We start from the raw sequence: 17,369 nt of genomic DNA on the forward strand, positions 1-17,369 counted from the left end.
GGGACGGCCGGACGGCAGCAGCCCGATCGCGGGCGCGCAGGCTGCGCCACGCAACGATCATAGCGCGCCGTCGGGCGAAATGTGGGGAGACAGGCGCAGCGGGCGCGATCGGGCACCGTGGCGCGCGACCGGCTTCAGGTGACCTGCTGGGTGACCGGCGGCCGGCCGCCGAGCGCACGCTCGGGCGGGTAATGCCGCGTCAGCGGGCGGGATCGCGCTCGACGTCGGCCCAGCAGTTCGGCGTTTCGTACAGGCGCACGCGCTCCAGCCGCAGGTTCACGCCGTAGTGCGCGTCGTACACGTTCGCGAGGATGTCGAACGCGATCGCCGCGAGGTTCTCGACCGTCGGGATCCGGTCGAGCACGACCGTCTTGTGGTCGGCCATCTGCTCGAGGAACGAGCGCACGACTTCGTCGCGCGCGTAGACCAGGAACGCGTGATCCCACTTGTTGACGAGGTGCTCGACCGCGAGCGCCTTCACGTCGGCGAAATCCATCACCATGCCGCGGTCCGGCGCCCCCTCGGTATCGACGAGATCGCCGCGCAGCGTGACTTCGAGCACGTAGCGATGGCCGTGCAGGTTCCGGCACTGGCTGCGGTGATCGGGAATGCGGTGGCCCGCGTCGAATTCGAGTTTTCGAGTAATCAGCACGATGTCAAAGGCCGTGGCTCAGGGAATGTTCAGGTATTTGTGGGTCTGCATCGACAGCCGCCACTGCGGATGCCGCTTGCACCAGTCGATCGCGAGCTTCGTGTTGAGATCGCGCGACGGGCCGTCCATCGGCTGCACGAGAAAATACTCGAAATCGAGCTTCGCGTAGTCGGCAAGCCGCTGGTTGTCCTGCGGGATCACGACCTTCAGTTCGTTGCCCTTCGTGACGACGAGCGGCGCGTCGGCCTTCGGGCTCACGCAGATCCAGTCGATCGATTCGAGCACCGGCAGCGAGCCGTTGGTCTCGATCGCGATCTCGAAGCCGGCCGCGTGCAGCGCGTCGACGAGCGGCTGGTCGAGCTGCAGCATCGGCTCGCCGCCCGTGCAGACGACGAAGCGATGCGCTTCGCCGTCCGGCCAGAGGCCGGCGATCGTCGCGACGAGTGCTTCGGCGTCCTTGAACTTGCCGCCGTTCTCGCCGTCGGTGCCGACGAAGTCCGTATCGCAGAAGCGGCACACGGCCTCCGCACGATCCTCTTCGCGGCCCGACCACAAATTGCAGCCGGCGAACCGGCAGAACACGGCCGGACGGCCCGCGTTCGCGCCCTCGCCCTGCAACGTGTAGAAAATTTCCTTGACCGCGTAAGTCATCGTGCTTCGTCCGGCTCGCGCCGCCCGTTGTCGATCAGAATCCGTTATTCATCAAGCGCCGCCGGCGCACCGCGTCACAGCGGCGCTTCGGTCACCCGCTCGCCCTTCAGGTAGGCCTCGTAGCCGCGCTTGCGCAGCTTGCAGGCCGGACATTCGCCGCAGCCGAAGCCCCAGTCGTGCAGTTCCGCGCGCTCGCCCACGTAGCACGTGTGCGTCTCGACGCGGATCAGCTCGACGAGCGCGTCGCCGCCGAGTAGTTCGGCGAGCTGCCAGGTCTGCGCCTTGTCGAGCCACATCAGCGGCGTCTCGAGCACGATGCGCGTGTCCATCCCGAGGTTCAGCGCGACCTGCAGCGCCTTCATCGTGTCGTCGCGGCAGTCCGGGTAGCCCGAGAAATCGGTCTCGCACATCCCGCCGACCAGCACGCGCAGCCCGCGGCGATAGGCAATCGCGGCCGCGATCGTCATGAACAGCAGGTTGCGGCCCGGCACGAACGTGTTCGGCAAGCCATTCGCGGTGGTCTCGATCTCGATCGTGCGCGTCATCGCGGTATCGCTGATCGCGCCGAGCACCGACAGGTCGATCATGTGATCGTCGCCGAGGCGGCCGGCCCAGGCGGGAAACCGATGCTTCAGCGCGTCGCGCACGCCTTCGCGACATTCGAGTTCGACGCGGTGGCGCTGGCCGTAATCGAAGCCGAGCGTCTCGACCGTCTGATAGCGTTCCAGGGCCCAGGCCACGCACGTGGCCGAGTCCTGCCCGCCGGAAAACAGCACGAGCGCGCCGTCTTTAGCGTCTGTCCGAATCACCGTGATACTCCGTGAATGTATAGGCTCGCGTCGCGCTGCGCCCCGGGGCCGGCTGCCGCCGGGCGGCCCGACACGTGCCGACGCGCGCCGGCTCGACCAGTATAGGCAGCGCGGTTGGGCGCGAATGCGGCGGAGCGCTTATACCGCCCATCGCGCGGCATCGGTGCCGCGCGTCACGGCGGCGCCTGCGGGCAGCGCTGCCGTGCGCATGAAGCGATGCGCTAAGTCATTGAGCGGGCACGGATTTTATCACGCTCCGGCGAATACTGCCGGCCGCACCACCGATGCCGCGCAAACCCACCACAAACGAAAAACCCCAAGAACCTTCCGATTCTTGGGGTTGGAACTGCTGGTGGCCTGGGACGGAATCGAACCATCGACACGCGGATTTTCAATCCGCTGCTCTACCAACTGAGCTACCGGGCCAACGAAGAAGGCAAAGTATATCCAGCCCTGTTACTTTGCGCAAGTAGTTTTCGCAAAATATTTTACGCGGCGCCTTCCGACGGCTTCTTGCCGAGCTCGACGCCCAGCTGCTTGAGCTTGCGATACAGGTGCGTGCGCTCGAGGCCCGTCTTCTCCGCGACGCGCGTCATGCTGCCGTTCTCGCGCGCGAGGTGATATTCGAAGTACGCGCGCTCGAACGCATCGCGCGCTTCGCGCAACGGGATGTCGAACGGAATCGCGGCCGTCTGGCCCGCGAGGCCCAGGGCCGCGGCCATGTCGTCGCCGAGCGTCGGCAGCGCGGCCGCGGACGCGACCGCCGCCGGGCCCGAAGCCTGGCCGACGCCGGCCTTCGCCGCCGCGTTGACGGACACCGGCGCCGCGCCGCGCACGAGACCGTGCTCGACCGACTTCAGCAGCTTCTGCAGCGCGATCGGCTTCTCGAGGAAATCGAGCGCGCCGATCTTCGTTGCCTCGACGGCCGTGTCGATCGTCGCGTGCCCGGACATCATGATCACGGGCATCGTCAACAGGCCCTGCGCCGCCCATTCCTTGAGCAGCGTGACGCCGTCGGTATCGGGCATCCAGATATCGAGCAGCACGAGATCGGGCGCCTGATTCAGACGGTATTCCCGCGCGGCCTGCGCGTTCTCCGCCGCCTCGACGACATGTCCTTCATCGCTGAGGATTTCCGAGAGCAATTCCCGGATGCCCATTTCATCATCTACCACCAGGATGGTTGCCATTTACGCTGCCTTTGTCTGCACACTTGCTTTTGTCTTAGCGGGGGCCGTCCCGACCTGCGCGCCGGGTTCGGCGCCTGGCGTATCGCTCGCCATCTGCAGGAACAGGATCGACACCTGCGCACCCTCGACGGTCTCGCCGTGCATGCGATTGCGCAGATCGATCCGCGCGCCGTGCTCGTCGACGATTTTCTTGACCATGGCCAATCCGAGCCCCGTGCCCTTCGCCTTCGTCGTCACGTAAGGCTCGAACGCACGGGTCAGGATGCGTGCCGGAAAACCGGGCCCGTTGTCGGACACGGTAAGACGTACCGCGACGCGCGTTTTGCCCTCGGCGTCGGGATCGCCATATTCTACTGTCTTGGTTTCGATCAACACACGCGGATGCGCGACTTCCGCAACCGAATCCTGCGCATTCTGCAGCAGGTTGTGAATCACCTGGCGCAATTGCGTCGCGTCGCCGCGAATCACCGGCAGCGACGGCGCGAGTTCGGCGACGATCGCGCTCTTGCCTTCGCCGACACCATACAGCCCGAGCACCTCGCTCGCCAGTTCGTTCAACTGCAGGTTGCCGAGCACCGCCGGCGGCGTGCGCGCATATTCGCGGAAGTCGTCCACCATCCGCTTCATCGCGGCCACCTGATTGACGATCATCGTCGCGCCGCGCTTGAGCACGTCCGCATCGGGCGGCGCGAGCTTGTCGGACAGCTTCATCTGCAGCCGCTCGGCCGACAGCTGGATCGGCGTCAGCGGGTTCTTGATCTCATGCGCGAGCCGCCGCGCGACCTCGCCCCATGCAACGGAACGCTGCGCGGAAATCACGTCGGAGATGTCGTCGAACACGACCACGTAGCCGGACGTCTGCGGATCGTCGGCCTCCCCCTCCACCGTCGACACGAGGCGCGTGCCGCGCACGAGCAAGGTCAGCGGATCGGCTTCGCCCGGCACTTCGACCGCGAACTGCTGCTGCCAGTGGCCGCGATCGCCGCTGGCGCCGTCGGAAGCCGCCTCGCGATCGGCGAATGCCTTGCGCACCATCGCGCCGAATTCCGCGACGACGTCGATCCGGTCGAGCGCCGTGCCGATCATCGCGCCGAACGGCTGCCGGAAGATCCGCTCGGCGCCGCGGTTGGCCGTCGTCAGCCGGAACTGGCGGTCGAGCACGAACACGCCGGCGGTCAGGTTCGCGAGGATGCTTTCGAGATATGTTTTCGAGTGCTCGAGCGCGATCCGGTTCTTCTCGACCGCGAGCCGCGCCTCGGACAGCTGACGCGTCATCGCGTTGAACGACTGCGTGAGGAAGCCGAGCTCGTCGCGCGACTTGATCTCGCGTTTCGGCGTGTAGTCGCCTTCGGTGATCTCCTTCGTGCCCTGCGCGAGCAGGAACAGCGGCCGCGCGAGCTGCTGGCCGAGCGCGAGCGCGAGCATCATCGCGATGAAAGTCGCGAGGAACAGCGCGAGCGTCAGCGTGCCGATATACATCTTGCGCAGCCCGGTGCGGCCGAGCGCTTTTTCCTGGTACTCGCGATACGCGCGCTGCACCGCGTCGGCGTTGTGCGCGAGCGTGGGCGGCACCGGCTGCGTGAGCTGCAGGAAGCGCTCCGCCGGCTGCAGCAGCGACGTCGTCGCGTCGGGGATCGGCCGCACGACGCGCAGCCGCAACGCGCCCTTCGCGCCGTGCGCGCGCGGGTCGCCGTCGACTTCGCCCTCGATCGCCGCGTAGGCGCCATGTTCGCGCGCCTGGCTCAGCATCAGCGGCGTGGGCAGGTCGTCCGGAATCAGCACGGCGAAATTGCCCGATGCCTGCGCAACGATGTGCAGGTCGGGCGCCGCACCCGAGCCGCCGCGGCTCGGCTCGACGATCGTCGCGTCCTGCACGCCGAACTGGTCGCGCAGGCGCAAGAGCGTGAGCGTCGTGCCGTTGGTGTTCGCATCGACGCTCGCGAGCTGGTCGGACATCAGGCGCGCCTTCGTCTGCAGGTCGGACAGCGACGCGTCGAGCATCCCGCGGCCGAGGTTCAGGCCGGCCGTCAGCGCGGTCTCGACGTTCACGTCGAACCACGACTCGATGCTGCGCGACACGAACTGGTACGACACGATGTAGATGATCCCGCCCGGCACCACGCCGACGAGCGCGAAGAACACCGCGAGCTTCGCGAGCAGCCGCGTGCCGAACTTGCCCTTCCTCAGGCGCACGACGATCATCCCGATCAGCCCGAGCACCACCAGCAGGAACACGAGCGCGACGATGATGTTCATCGCGTACAGCCACGAGTAGTAGCGATCGAAGAACTCGGTGTTCGCACTCGCGGCCGCGAGCAGCACGAGCAGCAGCAGCGCGGTGAGCGCGACGGTCGCTACGATCACGCGAACGAGGAGGCTCTTCCCGCTGGCCGCGCGGCGCACTTTATTTAGCACGTTCGGTCACCGTGAAGTTGAAGCGCTTCCAGTCCGAGCCGAGCGTCCAGTCGCGGTTGTTCACCGCGTCGACCTGGAACGGCTTCGGCATCAGCGCCGTATCGAGCTGCATGCGCACCGAGGCCATGTAGGTTTCGCCGGCCCGCACCTGGTTGCGATCGATCACGTGCCACGACGTGATGTGGCGGACGACCGCGAGCGCGTCTTTCAGCGACGGGAAGCCGAGTTGCAGCCCGCCCGTCGACACGCGGTACTCGCGCGTGAGCGGCTGGAACGACAGGCGGATCGTCTGCGACACCGACACCGGCTGCTCGTCGAACCAGTACCAGCGCGCGCGGCTCAGTTCGAAGTCGGTCGTGAAGTAGAGCGGGATGCCTTTGTTGACGGCATCCTCGAGGTTCGGGTTCAGCTCGAAATCGAAGCGGGCATCGAGGCTCCAGCCGCTTCCGTCAGCCTGCAGCGATGCGCGCTGCACGGCGATCGACTCGGCGGCGCGCGCCGGCCGAACGACAGTCAGGCACAGCGCCAATGCGACCAGCAGGACGGCCGCAAGCCGAAGTGGAAAAAGGTGTTTGATCGTCACCGTTTCTGAAACCGCGCGTAGAAAAATCCGTCGTGATCGGTGTTCTGGTCGAGTGCGCCGGCCGCTCCGGCGGGCACGCCGCCCGGCAGCAGTTGGCCGGGCGCGTCCAATCGTACCGCATCTTCACAGGCCGCTTCAAACCAGCGGGCCTGCAATTCGCCCTCCTCGGGGAAGATCGAACAGGTCACGTAGAGCAGTTCGCCGCCCGGCTTCACGAGCGGCCACAACGCCGTCAGGATGCGACGCTGTTCCGCGACGAGTGCCGCGATGTCGGCTTCGCGGCGCAGCCAGCGGATGTCCGGATGACGGCGCACGATGCCCGACGCCGAGCACGGCACGTCGGCGAGGATGCGATCGAACGGCCGGCCGTCGTACCACGCATCCGGCGCGCCGGCATCGCCGACGCACACGTCCGCCGCGAGCGACAGGCGCGCGAGGTTCTCGCCGATGCGCGCCGCGCGGGTCGCGTCGCTTTCGAGCGCAACGACCTCAGCGCCGGCCAGCTCGAGGATATGGCCGGTCTTGCCGCCCGGTGCCGCACATGCATCGAGCACGCGCATGCCGTCACGCGCGCCGAGCCATTCGGCGGCGAGCTGCGCGCCGGCATCCTGCACCGACACGACGCCGTCCGCGAAGCCCGGAATGCGATTGACCGGCAGCGCCGATGCGAGCCGCACCGCATGGCGGCCGATCGCGGTCGCGTCGATCCCGTTCGCGCGCAGCGTGTCGAGATACGCGTCGACGCTCGCGCGGCGCGCGTTCACGCGCAGCGTCAGCGGCCCCTGGCGCTCGCCGGCCGCGAGGATCGCCTGCCATGTGTCCGGCCATGCGCGCTTCACCGCATCGATCCACCACGGACGGTAGTTCCAGCGAGCGACCGGATCGTCCTGCAGCGCCGCGACGAGCGCGTCGCGCTCACGCTGGAAACGGCGCAGCACCGCGTTCACCAGCCCCTTCGCGAACGCGAATTCGCGCCGCGCGCCGATCACGGTCACGGCCTGGTCGACGATCGTAAACGCCGGATACGCGGCCGTCTCCTCCGGATCGAGCAGCAGCGCAAGCGCGGCGGCGAGTACCGCCTGCACGTGCGCGGGCGGCGCCTTGCCAACGAGCCGGCCGATCAGCCAGTCCGCGCTGCCGAGGCGCCGCATCGTCCGGTAAGCGACGTCCTGCGTCGCGCCGCGCGCCAGCGCCTGCGCATCGGCCGGCATCTGCGCGAACACCGCGGCCAGTGCCGCCGGCAGCGCGGTACCGCGCCGCACCGCATCGACTGCCTGCGCGGCCGCGTCGAGCGCGAAGCCCAGCGAATCGGGCGCGAGACGCAGCGCGGACAGGCGCGCGGGGCGGCCGGAGGAAGACGGAGCGGAGGAACGGGTTCGTGTCATCGGAGCAAAATCGGCAAACGGGCGCCGCGAGCGGCGGGAACCCTGCGGCCGTGCGCGGCCGCCGCGATTCCAAACCGCGCATTGTAGCGTGAGGCCATGCGGCCCCTTTACGGGACGCACAAATGAAACGCCCCGCAGCGCGAGGCGTGCGGGGCGAGGTGCAAATGCGACGCGAGTTAGTCGAAGCGGCCGGTGCGCGCCATCTCCATCAGACGCGCGATGCGCTCCTCGGTCGCAGGGTGCGTGGAGAACAGGTTCTGCAGGCCGCCGCCGTGCAGCGGGTTCATGATCATCATCTGCGCGGTGGCCGGATGCGCTTCGGCCGCCTGGAACGGGATGCCCGCCGCATAGCGATGGATCTTGTCGAGCGCGGTGGCGAGCGACTGCGGATCGCCGGAGATCTGCGCGCCGCCGCGATCGGCCTCGAATTCGCGCGCCCGCGAGATCGCCATCTGGATCAGCGCGCCGGCGATCGGCGCGAGCAGCGCGACCGCAATCCCCGCGATCGGGTTGGCCGGACGGCCGTTTTCATCGCGGCCGCCGAAGAACATAGCGAAGTTGGCCAGCGCAGAAATCGCGCCCGCCATCGTCGCGGTGATCGTCGAGATCAGGATGTCGCGGTGCTTCACGTGCGCGAGCTCGTGCGCCATCACGCCGCGCATCTCGCGCTCGGACAGCACGCGCAGGATGCCCGTCGTCGCGGCGACCGCCGCGTGCTCCGGGTTGCGGCCCGTGGCGAACGCGTTCGGCGCGTCCTCGTTGATCAGGTAGACGCGCGGCATCGGCAGGTTCGCGCGCGTGGCAAGCTCGCGCACCATCCGGTAGAACTGCGGCGCCGTGTTCTCGTCGACTTCCTGCGCGTTGTACATGCGCAGCACCATCTTGTCGGAGAACCAGTACGAGAAGAAATTCATGGCGAGCGCGAACAGCAGCGCGATCGTCATGCCGCGGGTGCCGCCGATCATGCCGCCGATCACGATGAACAGGGCCGTGATCCCGGCCATCAGCATCGCCGTTTTGACCCAATTGAACATACCCACTCCTTATCCGTCAGGGGACCCGCCGCATCACAGGGCGCGGTGGAAAATTGTAAGCGATTTGTTAGATAAGGTCTTGCGCGAAAAATTCAATCTCAGCGTTGCGATGTTGCAAGACGAAGGCCCAGCCCGACGAAAGCGCTGCCCACCGTACGGTCGAGCCACTTCTTGACGCCCGGCTTGCCGGAAAAGCGCTGCGTGACGCTGCCCGCGACCCACGCGACGAGGCTGGTCCACACCGTGCTCATCGCGACGAATACCGCGCCGAGGGTCAGGAATGCCCAAGCCTTGTGTGGACTGTCGGCCGACACGAACTGCGGGAAGAACGACACGAAGAACAGCACGACCTTCGGATTCAGCACGTTGGTCCAGAAACCCTGCATGAACAGCTGGCGCAGCGGCTTTGCGGCCGTGCCCTGCGCGGCTGCGGCGCCCGACGGCTCGGCGGCCTGCCGCGCGACGATCATCCGCACGCCGAGGTAGATCAGGTAGGCGGCGCCGACCAGCTTGATCACCGTGAACGCGGTGGCCGATGCCGCCAGCAACGCGGTCAGGCCGAATGCGCATGCGAGCGCGTGAACGCAGCAGCCGGCCGAAATGCCGAACGCCGACATCAGCCCCGCGCCGCGCCCCTGGGCGACGCTGCGGCCGACGATGTAGGCCGTGTCGGGGCCAGGCGTGATGTTCAGCAGGAACACCGCGAACACGAAGAAGCCGAAATGGGTGATGCCAAGCATGAAGACCTCGAAACCGGACAGCGCAGGGAAATTCTACGCGCGCCTGCGGCGCCGTGCGACTCGGCCGTTCGGCCGATTGCGCGCGGCCGGCAGGTCAGGTCGAATAACGCTCAGGCCCCGTCGGGCAACGCGAAGCGCTGGCCTGCGGCGAGCGGCGAGCCGGCCAGGAATTCGCGCGCGGGCAACCGCTTGCCGCCCGGCTTCTGCAGTTGCGTGACGCGCAGCGCACCGCTGCCGCACGCGACGATCACGCCTTCGGGCGCCGCGTCGACGATCGTGCCGGGCACCGCGTCGCCGCGCGCCGCCACGGGCTCGGCCGCCCAAAGCTTGATGGCCGCGCCGTCGAGCGTCGCGACGCCGCCCGGGAACGGGTCGAACGCGCGCACCTGGCGCGCGAGCACGTCGGCCGGCTGGCGCCAGTCGAGCGCCGCCTCGTGCTTGCCGATCTTTTCCGCATAGGTCACGCCGTCGGCCGGCTGCGGGGTGGCAGGCAGCGCGCCGTCGCGCTCGAGCCGCACCAGCGCGTCGACGATCAGCCGCGCGCCGTCGGCGGCCAGCCGGTCGTGCAGGGTGGCGGTCGTATCGTCGGGCGCGATCGCGACGCGCGCTTCGTCGATCATCGCGCCGGTGTCGAGGCCGACGTCCATCTGCATCAGCGTGACGCCCGTCTCGGCGTCACCGGCCTCGATCGCGCGGTGGATCGGCGCGGCGCCGCGCCAGCGCGGCAGCAGCGACGCATGGATGTTGATGCAGCCGGCGCGCGGAATGTCGAGCACCTCCTGCGGCAGCAGCAGGCCGTACGCGGCGACCACCATCACGTCGTGCGGGGTCGTGCGCAGCAGCTCGATCGCGTCGGCCGCCTCCGCCGGGTACTTGCCCGCGCGGCGCAGCGACGGCGGCTGCGCGACGGGCATCCCGTGCTCGACGGCATAGCGCTTCACGGCGCTCGCCTGCAGTTTCATCCCGCGCCCGGCAGGGCGATCGGGCTGGGTGAGCACGAGCGGCACCGGAAAACCGGCCTCGTGGATCGCGGCGAGTGCGGCCGCGGCGAATTCCGGCGTGCCGGCAAAAATCACGCGCAACGTATGGGTCATAAAGCGTTCGGGAGCGGGCTTGGCGAATACGCGTCACATCGCGCGTTCGAGTTTCTTCATCTTCGTCTTGATGCGCGTCTGCTTCAGCGGCGACAGGTATTCGACGAACACGCGTCCCATCAGGTGATCCATCTCGTGCTGCACGCACACGGCCAGCAGGCCCTCGCAGTCGAGCTCGAAGGTCTCGCCCTGCTCGTTGAGCGCACGCACGCGCACGTGATCGGGACGCTCGACCTCGTCGTAGATCCCGGGCACCGACAGGCAACCCTCCTCGTAGATCTGCTTCTCGTCGCTCGACCAGATGATCTCGGGATTGATGAACGCGCGCAGCTCGTTCTTCTCCTCGGAGATGTCGATCACGATCACGCGCTCGTGCACGTCGACCTGCGTCGCCGCGAGGCCGATGCCCGGCGCCGCGTACATGGTTTCGGCCATGTCGGCGACAAGCTTGCGAATCCGGTCGTCGACCTTGGCGACGGGCTTGGCGACCTTGTGCAGCCGCTTGTCGGGGTAATGAAGAATGTTCAGCAATGCCATGGTGTTCGGTATTCGGTGGAGCGGCGGGCCGCATCGGCCATCCGGCCGGCTGGCGCCACTGCCGGGATGCAATGAAGATGAGGCGGACGCGCGGCATATCAATGCCGCAGGTCATGCCTCCTGCAAATGGCCGGACGCCGATGGCGCGCGGCCCTGTCAAGTATTTCGGATGATGAAAATTTTATCATGGCGCCACGCCGTTCGCTGGCCGTCGCATTCGAGGGGAACCTCATGTCCCCGCAAGCGCTGACCCCTTCCGCGCTGCGCGCGTGGCTGCAGCTCGCGCATGCGCCGGGCCTCCCGCCTGCCGTGCTGCACGCGCTGCTCGACGCATTCGGCTCGCCGGCCGCGCTGCTGCGCGCATCCGACGAGGCCATCTGCGCGGAGAGCAGCGCAGCCGCCGCGCGGGCGGTGCGCGCCAGCGAGCAGCACGACCTCGACGCGCGCACCGATGCCGCGCTCGCGTGGCTCGATGCACCGGGCAACGCGATCGTCACGCTCAACGATCCGGTCTATCCGCCGCGGCTGCGCGACCTGCACGATCCGCCGCCGCTGCTATATGTAAAGGGCAGGCTCGACCTGCTGCACGCACGGGGGCTCGCCGTCGTCGGCAGCCGCCACGCGACGCCGCAAGGGCTCGCCGACGCAACGCGCTTCGCGCATGCGCTGTCCGATGCGGGGCTCGCGATCGTCTCGGGCCTCGCGCTCGGCATCGACGGCGCCGCGCATCGCGGCGGGCTCGCCGGCCGCGCCAGCACGATCGCGGTGATCGCGACGGGCGCCGACCTCGTCTATCCGGCGCGGCACCGCACGCTCGCGCACGAGATCGCCGCGCGCGGCGCGCTCGTGTCCGAATGGCCGCTCGGCACGCCCGCGCGGGCGTCGCATTTCCCGCAGCGCAACCGGCTGATCGCCGCACTCGCCGTGGGCGCGCTCGTCGTCGAAGCCGCGCCGCGCTCCGGCTCGCTGATCACCGCGCGGCTCGCGAACGAGCTCGGCCGCGACGTGTTCGCGATGCCGGGCTCGATCCACGCGCCGCTCGCGCAGGGCTGCCACGCGCTGATCCGCGACGGCGCGAAGCTCACCGCTGCGCCGCTCGACGTGCTCGAGGAATACGGGCTGGGCGAAGCGGCTGCTCACATCGCCCAGCATTCGGGATCGAGCCCCGATAACGCCGACGCAGCCGGCACCGCAGAGCAACGCATGGGCGAGCCTGCCGCGAAGGCCGGCTCCGCCGTGGCGGCCACCACGTCCGTCGCAAGCGAAGGCGTACCACCCGACACCCCCGCCGAACGATCCGTGCTGGCCGCACTGGGATACGGCCCCGTGACCTACGAGTGGCTCGCCGAGCACAGCGGCCTGTCCGACGACGTGCTGCATAGCGCGCTACTCGCGCTCGAACTGGCTGGCCGCGTCGCGAGCGTGGCCGGCGGACGCTTCGCACGGCTTGACGCGCCCCCCACCCCGCCCCCGTGCGGCGTGCTACATTCCCCCGAATAGGGGCGGCCGTGCCGCCGACGTTACCCAAGGAATTCCATGCCCGCGCTGAATCTCGACACCGATGCCGATCGGATCGCCGAGCGCCTCGCCGATCCCGACACGCTGCTGGTCGCCTGCCTGTGCGCCGAGTGGTGCGGCACCTGCCGCGACTACCAGACGGCCTTCGACCAGCTCGCCGACGCCCATCCCGACGCCTGCTTCGCGTGGATCGACATCGAAACCCACGCCGACCGGCTCGACGATCTCGACGTGGAGAATTTCCCGACGATCCTGATCGAGGACGCGAACACCGCGCGCTTCTTCGGCACGGTGCTGCCGCACGCGGCGATCGTCGAACGGATGCTGTCCGACCTGAGCGCGGTACCCGGCGCGCCGCACGCACCGAAATTGCGCAATATCCTGAACGTCGAGGCGTAAACCGCGCACCGGCCAGGCGGCGTCGCGCGACCTTGCGCGTGCCGCCAGGCCGGGCGCTTGCCGCCATTGCGGGCCCCCTCTATGATGAGCCGCTTTTTACACGCCGCGCCGCCGTCGCCGCGGCGTGTGCTATAAAGCCGTCGTAAAAGGGACCCACGCCGGCGAACCCGGTCTACCAACACACACCTGTCATGTCCAAAGCTCTGATCATTGCGGAAAAGCCTTCTGTCGCGAACGACATCGCGCGCGCTTTGGGCGGCTTTACCAAGCATGACGAATACTTCGAAAGCGACGAATTCGTCCTTTCGTCCGCGGTCGGCCACCTGCTGGAAATCGCCGCCCCGGAAGAGTACGAGGTCAAGCGCGGCAAATGGAGCTTCGCTCATCTGCCCGTCATCCCCCCGCATTTCGACCTCAATCCGATCGCAAAAAGCGAATCGCGCCTGAAGGTCCTTACCAAGCTGATGAAGCGCAAGGACGTCGACCGCCTGATCAACGCATGTGACGCGGGGCGCGAGGGCGAACTGATTTTCCGCCTGATCGTCCAGCACGCGAAGGCGAAGCAGCCGGTCCAGCGCCTGTGGCTGCAGTCGATGACGCCGCAGGCGATTCGCGACGGTTTCGCGCACCTGCGCAGCGACACCGACATGCAGCCGCTCGCCGACGCCGCCCGCTGCCGTTCCGAAGCCGACTGGCTCGTCGGGATCAACGGCACCCGCGCGATGACTGCGTTCAATAGCAAGGGTGGCGGCTTCTTCCTGACGACCGTCGGTCGCGTTCAGACGCCAACGCTGTCGATCGTCGTCGAACGTGAAGAGAAAATCCGCCGCTTCGTCCCGCGCGACTACTGGGAAGTGAAGGCCGCGTTCGCATGCGCGAGCGGCTTCTACGAAGGCAAGTGGTACGACCCGAAATTCAAGCGGGACGAGTTCGATCCGGAAAGGCGCGATTCCCGCCTGTGGAGCCTGCCGGCCGCCGAAACCATCGTCGCCGCATGCCGCGACCAGGTCGGCACGGTCTCCGAGGAATCGAAGCCGTCGACCCAGCTGTCGCCGCTGCTGTTCGACCTGACGAGCCTGCAGCGCGAGGCGAACAGCCGCTTCGGCTTCTCCGCGAAGAACACGCTCGGCCTCGCGCAGGCGCTGTATGAAAAGCACAAGGTGCTGACGTACCCGCGTACCGACGCGCGCGCGCTGCCGGAAGACTACATTTCGACGGTGCAGTCCACGCTCGAGATGCTCAAGGAGAGTCACAACTACCTGCCGCATGCGAAGCGGGTGCTCGACCAGGGCTGGGTGAAGCCGAACAAGCGCATCTTCGACAACTCGAAGATCAGCGACCACTTCGCCATCATCCCGACGCTGCAGGCGCCGAAGTCGCTGTCCGAGCCTGAGCAGAAGCTGTACGACATGGTCGTGAAGCGCTTCCTCGCGGTGTTCTTCCCGGCAGCCGAATTCCGTGTCACGACGCGGATCACCGAAGTCGCCGGCCATCACTTCAAGACCGAAGGCAAGGTGCTCGTCGAGCCGGGCTGGCTGCAGGTGTATGGCCGCGACGCCGAAGGCGCGGACGCGAACCTCGTGCCGGTGCAGAAGGACGAGAAGGTGAAGACGGACGAGATCGCCGCCGTCGCGCTCGTCACCAAGCCGCCCGCACGCTACTCGGAAGCGACGCTGCTGTCCGCGATGGAAGGCGCCGGCAAGCTCGTGGAGGACGACGAGCTGCGCGAGGCGATGGCCGCGAAGGGCCTCGGTACGCCGGCCACGCGCGCGGCGATCATCGAAGGCTTGTTGGGCGAAAAATATCTCGTCCGTGAAGGCCGCGAGCTGATCCCGACCGCGAAGGCATTCCAGCTGATGACGCTGTTGCGCGGGCTCGGTGTGAAGGAACTGACCGCGCCCGAACTCACCGGTGAATGGGAATACAAGCTGTCGCAGATGGAGCGCGGCAACCTCGGGCGCGACGCGTTCATGCAGGAAATCGCCCGCATGACGCAGCAGATCGTCAAGCGCGCGAAGGAATACGATTCCGACACGATCCCCGGCGATTACGCGACGCTCGAGACGCCGTGCCCGAACTGCGGCGGCCAGGTGAAGGAAAACTACCGCCGCTTCGCGTGCACGAAGTGCGAGTTCTCGATCTCGAAGATTCCGGGCAGCCGGCAGTTCGAGATCGCGGAAGTCGAGGAACTGCTGCAGCAGAAGACCATCGGTCCGCTGTCCGGTTTCCGCAGCAAGATGGGCCGTCCGTTCTCGGCGATCCTGAAGCTGTCGTTCGACGACGAAACGAAGAACTACAAGCTCGAGTTCGACTTCGGCCAGGACCAGGGCGGCGAGGAAGGCGAGGCGCCCGACTTCTCCGAGCAGGAACCGGTCGGCGCGTGCCCGAAATGCAACGGCCGCGTGTTCGAACACGGGATGAGCTATGTGTGCGAGCACTCGGTCGCGAATCCGAAGACCTGCGACTTCCGTTCGGGCAAGGTGATCCTGCAGCAGGAAATCACGCGCGATCAGATGGCCAAGCTGCTCGCCGACGGTCGAACGGATCTGATGCCGAACTTCAAGTCGTCGCGCACGGGCCGCAACTTCAAGGCGTTCCTCGTGAAGCAGCCGGACGGCAAGATCGGTTTCGAGTTCGAAAAGAAGGAGCCGAAGGCGGCTGCCGCGAAGAAGACGGCGAAATCGGCGACGAAGGATGCTGAAACCGTGACGGAAGGCGCCGACGAGAAACCGGCACCAGCCCGCAAGACCGCCGCCCGCAAGACAACGGCGCGCAAGACGGGCTCGTAACGCCCCGGCCGCCGGGGAGTTCCCCGGCGCATCGCACGCCGGTCAAACGGCGATAAAAAACGCGGATCGATCGCTCGATCCGCGTTTTTTCTTTTGGCGCCGGGGCCGCGTCAGTGCGCGGCCGCCGCGCCGTTACAGCGGCGACGGCACCGCGACGCGCGGGCGCGCCGAACGCGCGACGCGCGGCTGCAGGTTCGGGTCGGTCGATTCGGGCTGCTCGGCACGCATCTCGACGCCGATCGGCGCCGGCATCGCACTCTGTGCGGCCCACTGTTCGCCAATCACCGCGTCGGTCGCGTGGCTGAAATATTCGACGAGGTGGTCGATGAACGTGCGCACCTTCGCGGGCAGATGGCGCCGGCTCGGGTATGCGATGTTGATCTCGACCTGCGGCAGCCGGAAATCCGGCAGCAACCGCACCAGCGCGCCGCGCGCGATGTCGCCGCCGATCAGGTAGCTCGGCAGGATCGCGACGCCCATCCCGAGCAGCGCGAACTGACGCAGCATCGCGGTGTTATTGGCGACGATCACGTTGGTCGGGCGCACGCGCACCTCGCCGTCGGGCCCCGTGAACACGCGCTCGTCGCCCCAGTATTCGGTCGGCAGGCTCAGCGCCGGGTGCTCGGCGAGTTGTTCCGGATGAGTCGGCACGCCATGCTTTTCCAGGTAGCTCGGCGTCGCGCACACGGTCATGCAGCCCGTGGTCAGGCGCCGCGTGACGATGCTCGCGCTGCGCATCTGGCGCGTGACGACGATGCCGACGTCGAAACCTTCCTCGACGAGATCGACCTGGCGGTCGACCAGCGTCAGATCCGGCACGACTTTCGGGAAATTCTCCGTGTACGACTGCAGGACGGGCGCAAGGTTATGCAGGCCGAACACGACCGGCGCGACGATGCGCAACGTGCCGACCGGCTCGTGATTGCGCGCGACGACCATCTGTTCGACATCCTCGAGCTCATCGAGAATCTGGCGCGCCCGCTCCAGATAGACCTGGCCCGACTCCGTCAGCGAAAGGCTGCGGGTGGTGCGGTTCAGCAACCGTGTGCCGAGGCGGCCCTCCAGATCGGCGACGTGACGTGTCGCGACCGCGTTGGAGATATCCATAGCACTCGCGGCCCGCGCGAAACTGCCGAGATCCGCAACCTTGACGAACACGCGCATCGACTGCAAATGATCCATAAACGACTCCTGCCGCTGTTACAACTTCAAAAAGTTGAAGCCTATGCGTAATTCTCCTACGACAGCGGAAATGATGCAGAGTTGCTCAACAAGGTGGCCGTTGACGATAAAAATAGTCAAAAATCCTCACTCATCGCGAACGGATGATCCAATTATTCTGATCGAAGCAACAATTGGGTGAACCTCGTCGGGTAAACGGGCGAATCAGAAAGGACGTATTTGGTGCGACACAACAGCGCAACCCGCCTCCTGGCACGGGAGCGGCGCCGCATCAGGCCGGCACGATTGCGGCGGAGCGTAACAACCTGTTAAAAAGACACCATGACGGACACCGACGTAGCATCATGTCGGCCCCGGCCGGGCGGGACGGGTGCGCCACACGCGCGCCGCC

At 67.2% G+C, this 17,369-nt stretch carries 15 protein-coding genes and 1 tRNA gene; 3 read left to right on the top strand and 13 right to left on the bottom strand.

The window, feature by feature from the left end; genetic code table 11:
• Positions 1-199 precede the first annotated feature (199 nt).
• The 12 genes from queD to def all read right to left on the bottom strand — a co-directional run bounded on the left by queD (position 200) and on the right by def (position 11,090).
• Positions 200-652 carry a 6-carboxytetrahydropterin synthase QueD gene (queD, locus tag FFI87_RS16545; RefSeq protein ID WP_006755431.1) on the bottom strand — a complete coding sequence of 151 codons (453 nt, stop codon included), beginning with the start codon at positions 650-652 and terminating at the stop codon, positions 200-202.
• Between the two features lie 18 nt (positions 653-670).
• Positions 671-1,303 (bottom strand): 7-carboxy-7-deazaguanine synthase, encoded by a 633-nt coding sequence (queE, locus tag FFI87_RS16550; RefSeq protein WP_048244690.1) that lies wholly within the window; start codon positions 1,301-1,303, stop codon positions 671-673.
• A 74-nt stretch (positions 1,304-1,377) separates the two neighbouring features.
• A complete protein-coding gene (gene queC / locus FFI87_RS16555) occupies positions 1,378-2,112 on the bottom strand; it encodes a 7-cyano-7-deazaguanine synthase QueC (RefSeq protein WP_138846965.1) in 735 nt (244 codons plus the stop codon).
• Positions 2,113-2,462: 350 nt separating this feature from the next.
• Positions 2,463-2,538: transfer RNA gene (locus tag FFI87_RS16560), tRNA-Phe, on the bottom strand.
• Positions 2,539-2,600: 62 nt separating this feature from the next.
• Positions 2,601-3,302, bottom strand: a complete 702-nt coding sequence (esaR, locus tag FFI87_RS16565; protein ID WP_011658230.1) for a response regulator transcription factor EsaR — start codon at positions 3,300-3,302, stop codon at positions 2,601-2,603.
• Complete coding sequence (gene esaS / locus FFI87_RS16570) at positions 3,303-5,717, bottom strand: sensor histidine kinase EsaS (protein WP_105834808.1); 2,415 nt, start codon at positions 5,715-5,717, stop codon at positions 3,303-3,305. It abuts the gene before it with no gap.
• Positions 5,707-6,300 (bottom strand): DUF4390 domain-containing protein, encoded by a 594-nt coding sequence (locus FFI87_RS16575; RefSeq protein WP_011658232.1) that lies wholly within the window; start codon positions 6,298-6,300, stop codon positions 5,707-5,709. The genes esaS and FFI87_RS16575 overlap by 11 nt, the downstream gene beginning before the upstream one ends.
• Complete coding sequence (rsmB, locus tag FFI87_RS16580) at positions 6,297-7,685, bottom strand: 16S rRNA (cytosine(967)-C(5))-methyltransferase RsmB (RefSeq protein WP_138846964.1); 1,389 nt, start codon at positions 7,683-7,685, stop codon at positions 6,297-6,299. Before rsmB ends, FFI87_RS16575 begins: the two co-directional genes overlap by 4 nt.
• Positions 7,686-7,861: 176 nt before the next feature.
• Positions 7,862-8,719 carry a zinc metalloprotease HtpX gene (gene htpX, locus FFI87_RS16585; protein ID WP_006750073.1) on the bottom strand — a complete coding sequence of 286 codons (858 nt, stop codon included), beginning with the start codon at positions 8,717-8,719 and terminating at the stop codon, positions 7,862-7,864.
• A 98-nt stretch (positions 8,720-8,817) separates the two neighbouring features.
• Positions 8,818-9,459: a LysE family translocator gene (locus tag FFI87_RS16590; protein WP_012365000.1), complete on the bottom strand. Its 642-nt coding sequence runs from the start codon at positions 9,457-9,459 to the stop codon at positions 8,818-8,820.
• A 110-nt stretch (positions 9,460-9,569) separates the two neighbouring features.
• Positions 9,570-10,553, bottom strand: a complete 984-nt coding sequence (gene fmt, locus FFI87_RS16595) for a methionyl-tRNA formyltransferase (protein ID WP_138846963.1) — start codon at positions 10,551-10,553, stop codon at positions 9,570-9,572.
• Between the two features lie 33 nt (positions 10,554-10,586).
• Positions 10,587-11,090: a peptide deformylase gene (gene def, locus FFI87_RS16600; protein ID WP_012365002.1), complete on the bottom strand. Its 504-nt coding sequence runs from the start codon at positions 11,088-11,090 to the stop codon at positions 10,587-10,589.
• A 186-nt stretch (positions 11,091-11,276) separates the two neighbouring features.
• Between def and dprA the strand changes: the two genes are divergently transcribed.
• The 3 genes from dprA to FFI87_RS16615 all read left to right on the top strand — a co-directional run bounded on the left by dprA (position 11,277) and on the right by FFI87_RS16615 (position 15,796).
• A complete protein-coding gene (gene dprA, locus FFI87_RS16605) occupies positions 11,277-12,590 on the top strand; it encodes a DNA-processing protein DprA (RefSeq protein ID WP_186381708.1) in 1,314 nt (437 codons plus the stop codon).
• 36 nt (positions 12,591-12,626) lie between these two features.
• Entirely contained in the window at positions 12,627-13,007 is a 381-nt protein-coding gene (locus tag FFI87_RS16610) for a thioredoxin family protein (protein WP_138846961.1), read from the top strand.
• Positions 13,008-13,198: 191 nt separating this feature from the next.
• On the top strand, positions 13,199-15,796 hold the full coding sequence (locus FFI87_RS16615) for a DNA topoisomerase III (RefSeq protein WP_138846960.1): 2,598 nt from the start codon (positions 13,199-13,201) through the stop codon (positions 15,794-15,796).
• Between the two features lie 132 nt (positions 15,797-15,928).
• On the opposite strand, the gene FFI87_RS16620 is transcribed toward FFI87_RS16615, so the two are convergent.
• Complete coding sequence (locus FFI87_RS16620; RefSeq protein WP_011658239.1) at positions 15,929-16,978, bottom strand: LysR family transcriptional regulator; 1,050 nt, start codon at positions 16,976-16,978, stop codon at positions 15,929-15,931.
• Positions 16,979-17,369 lie beyond the last annotated feature (391 nt).

The organism is Burkholderia sp. KBS0801 (genome assembly GCF_005937855.2).
In the GTDB taxonomy this organism is placed as follows: domain Bacteria; phylum Pseudomonadota; class Gammaproteobacteria; order Burkholderiales; family Burkholderiaceae; genus Burkholderia; species Burkholderia ambifaria.

Excerpts from the sequence above, each read along its gene's own strand:
- def (WP_012365002.1), bottom strand. The coding sequence starts at position 11,090 with ATGGCATTGCTGAACATTCTTCATTACCCCGACAAGCGGCTGCACAAG.
- esaR (WP_011658230.1), bottom strand. The coding sequence starts at position 3,302 with ATGGCAACCATCCTGGTGGTAGATGATGAAATGGGCATCCGGGAATTG.
- htpX (WP_006750073.1), bottom strand. The coding sequence starts at position 8,719 with ATGTTCAATTGGGTCAAAACGGCGATGCTGATGGCCGGGATCACGGCC.
- FFI87_RS16590 (WP_012365000.1), bottom strand. The coding sequence starts at position 9,459 with ATGCTTGGCATCACCCATTTCGGCTTCTTCGTGTTCGCGGTGTTCCTG.
- queE (WP_048244690.1), bottom strand. The coding sequence starts at position 1,303 with ATGACTTACGCGGTCAAGGAAATTTTCTACACGTTGCAGGGCGAGGGC.
- fmt (WP_138846963.1), bottom strand. The coding sequence starts at position 10,553 with ATGACCCATACGTTGCGCGTGATTTTTGCCGGCACGCCGGAATTCGCC.
- rsmB (WP_138846964.1), bottom strand. The coding sequence starts at position 7,685 with ATGACACGAACCCGTTCCTCCGCTCCGTCTTCCTCCGGCCGCCCCGCG.
- FFI87_RS16610 (WP_138846961.1), top strand. The coding sequence starts at position 12,627 with ATGCCCGCGCTGAATCTCGACACCGATGCCGATCGGATCGCCGAGCGC.
- FFI87_RS16620 (WP_011658239.1), bottom strand. The coding sequence starts at position 16,978 with ATGGATCATTTGCAGTCGATGCGCGTGTTCGTCAAGGTTGCGGATCTC.
- dprA (WP_186381708.1), top strand. The coding sequence starts at position 11,277 with ATGGCGCCACGCCGTTCGCTGGCCGTCGCATTCGAGGGGAACCTCATG.
- FFI87_RS16615 (WP_138846960.1), top strand. The coding sequence starts at position 13,199 with ATGTCCAAAGCTCTGATCATTGCGGAAAAGCCTTCTGTCGCGAACGAC.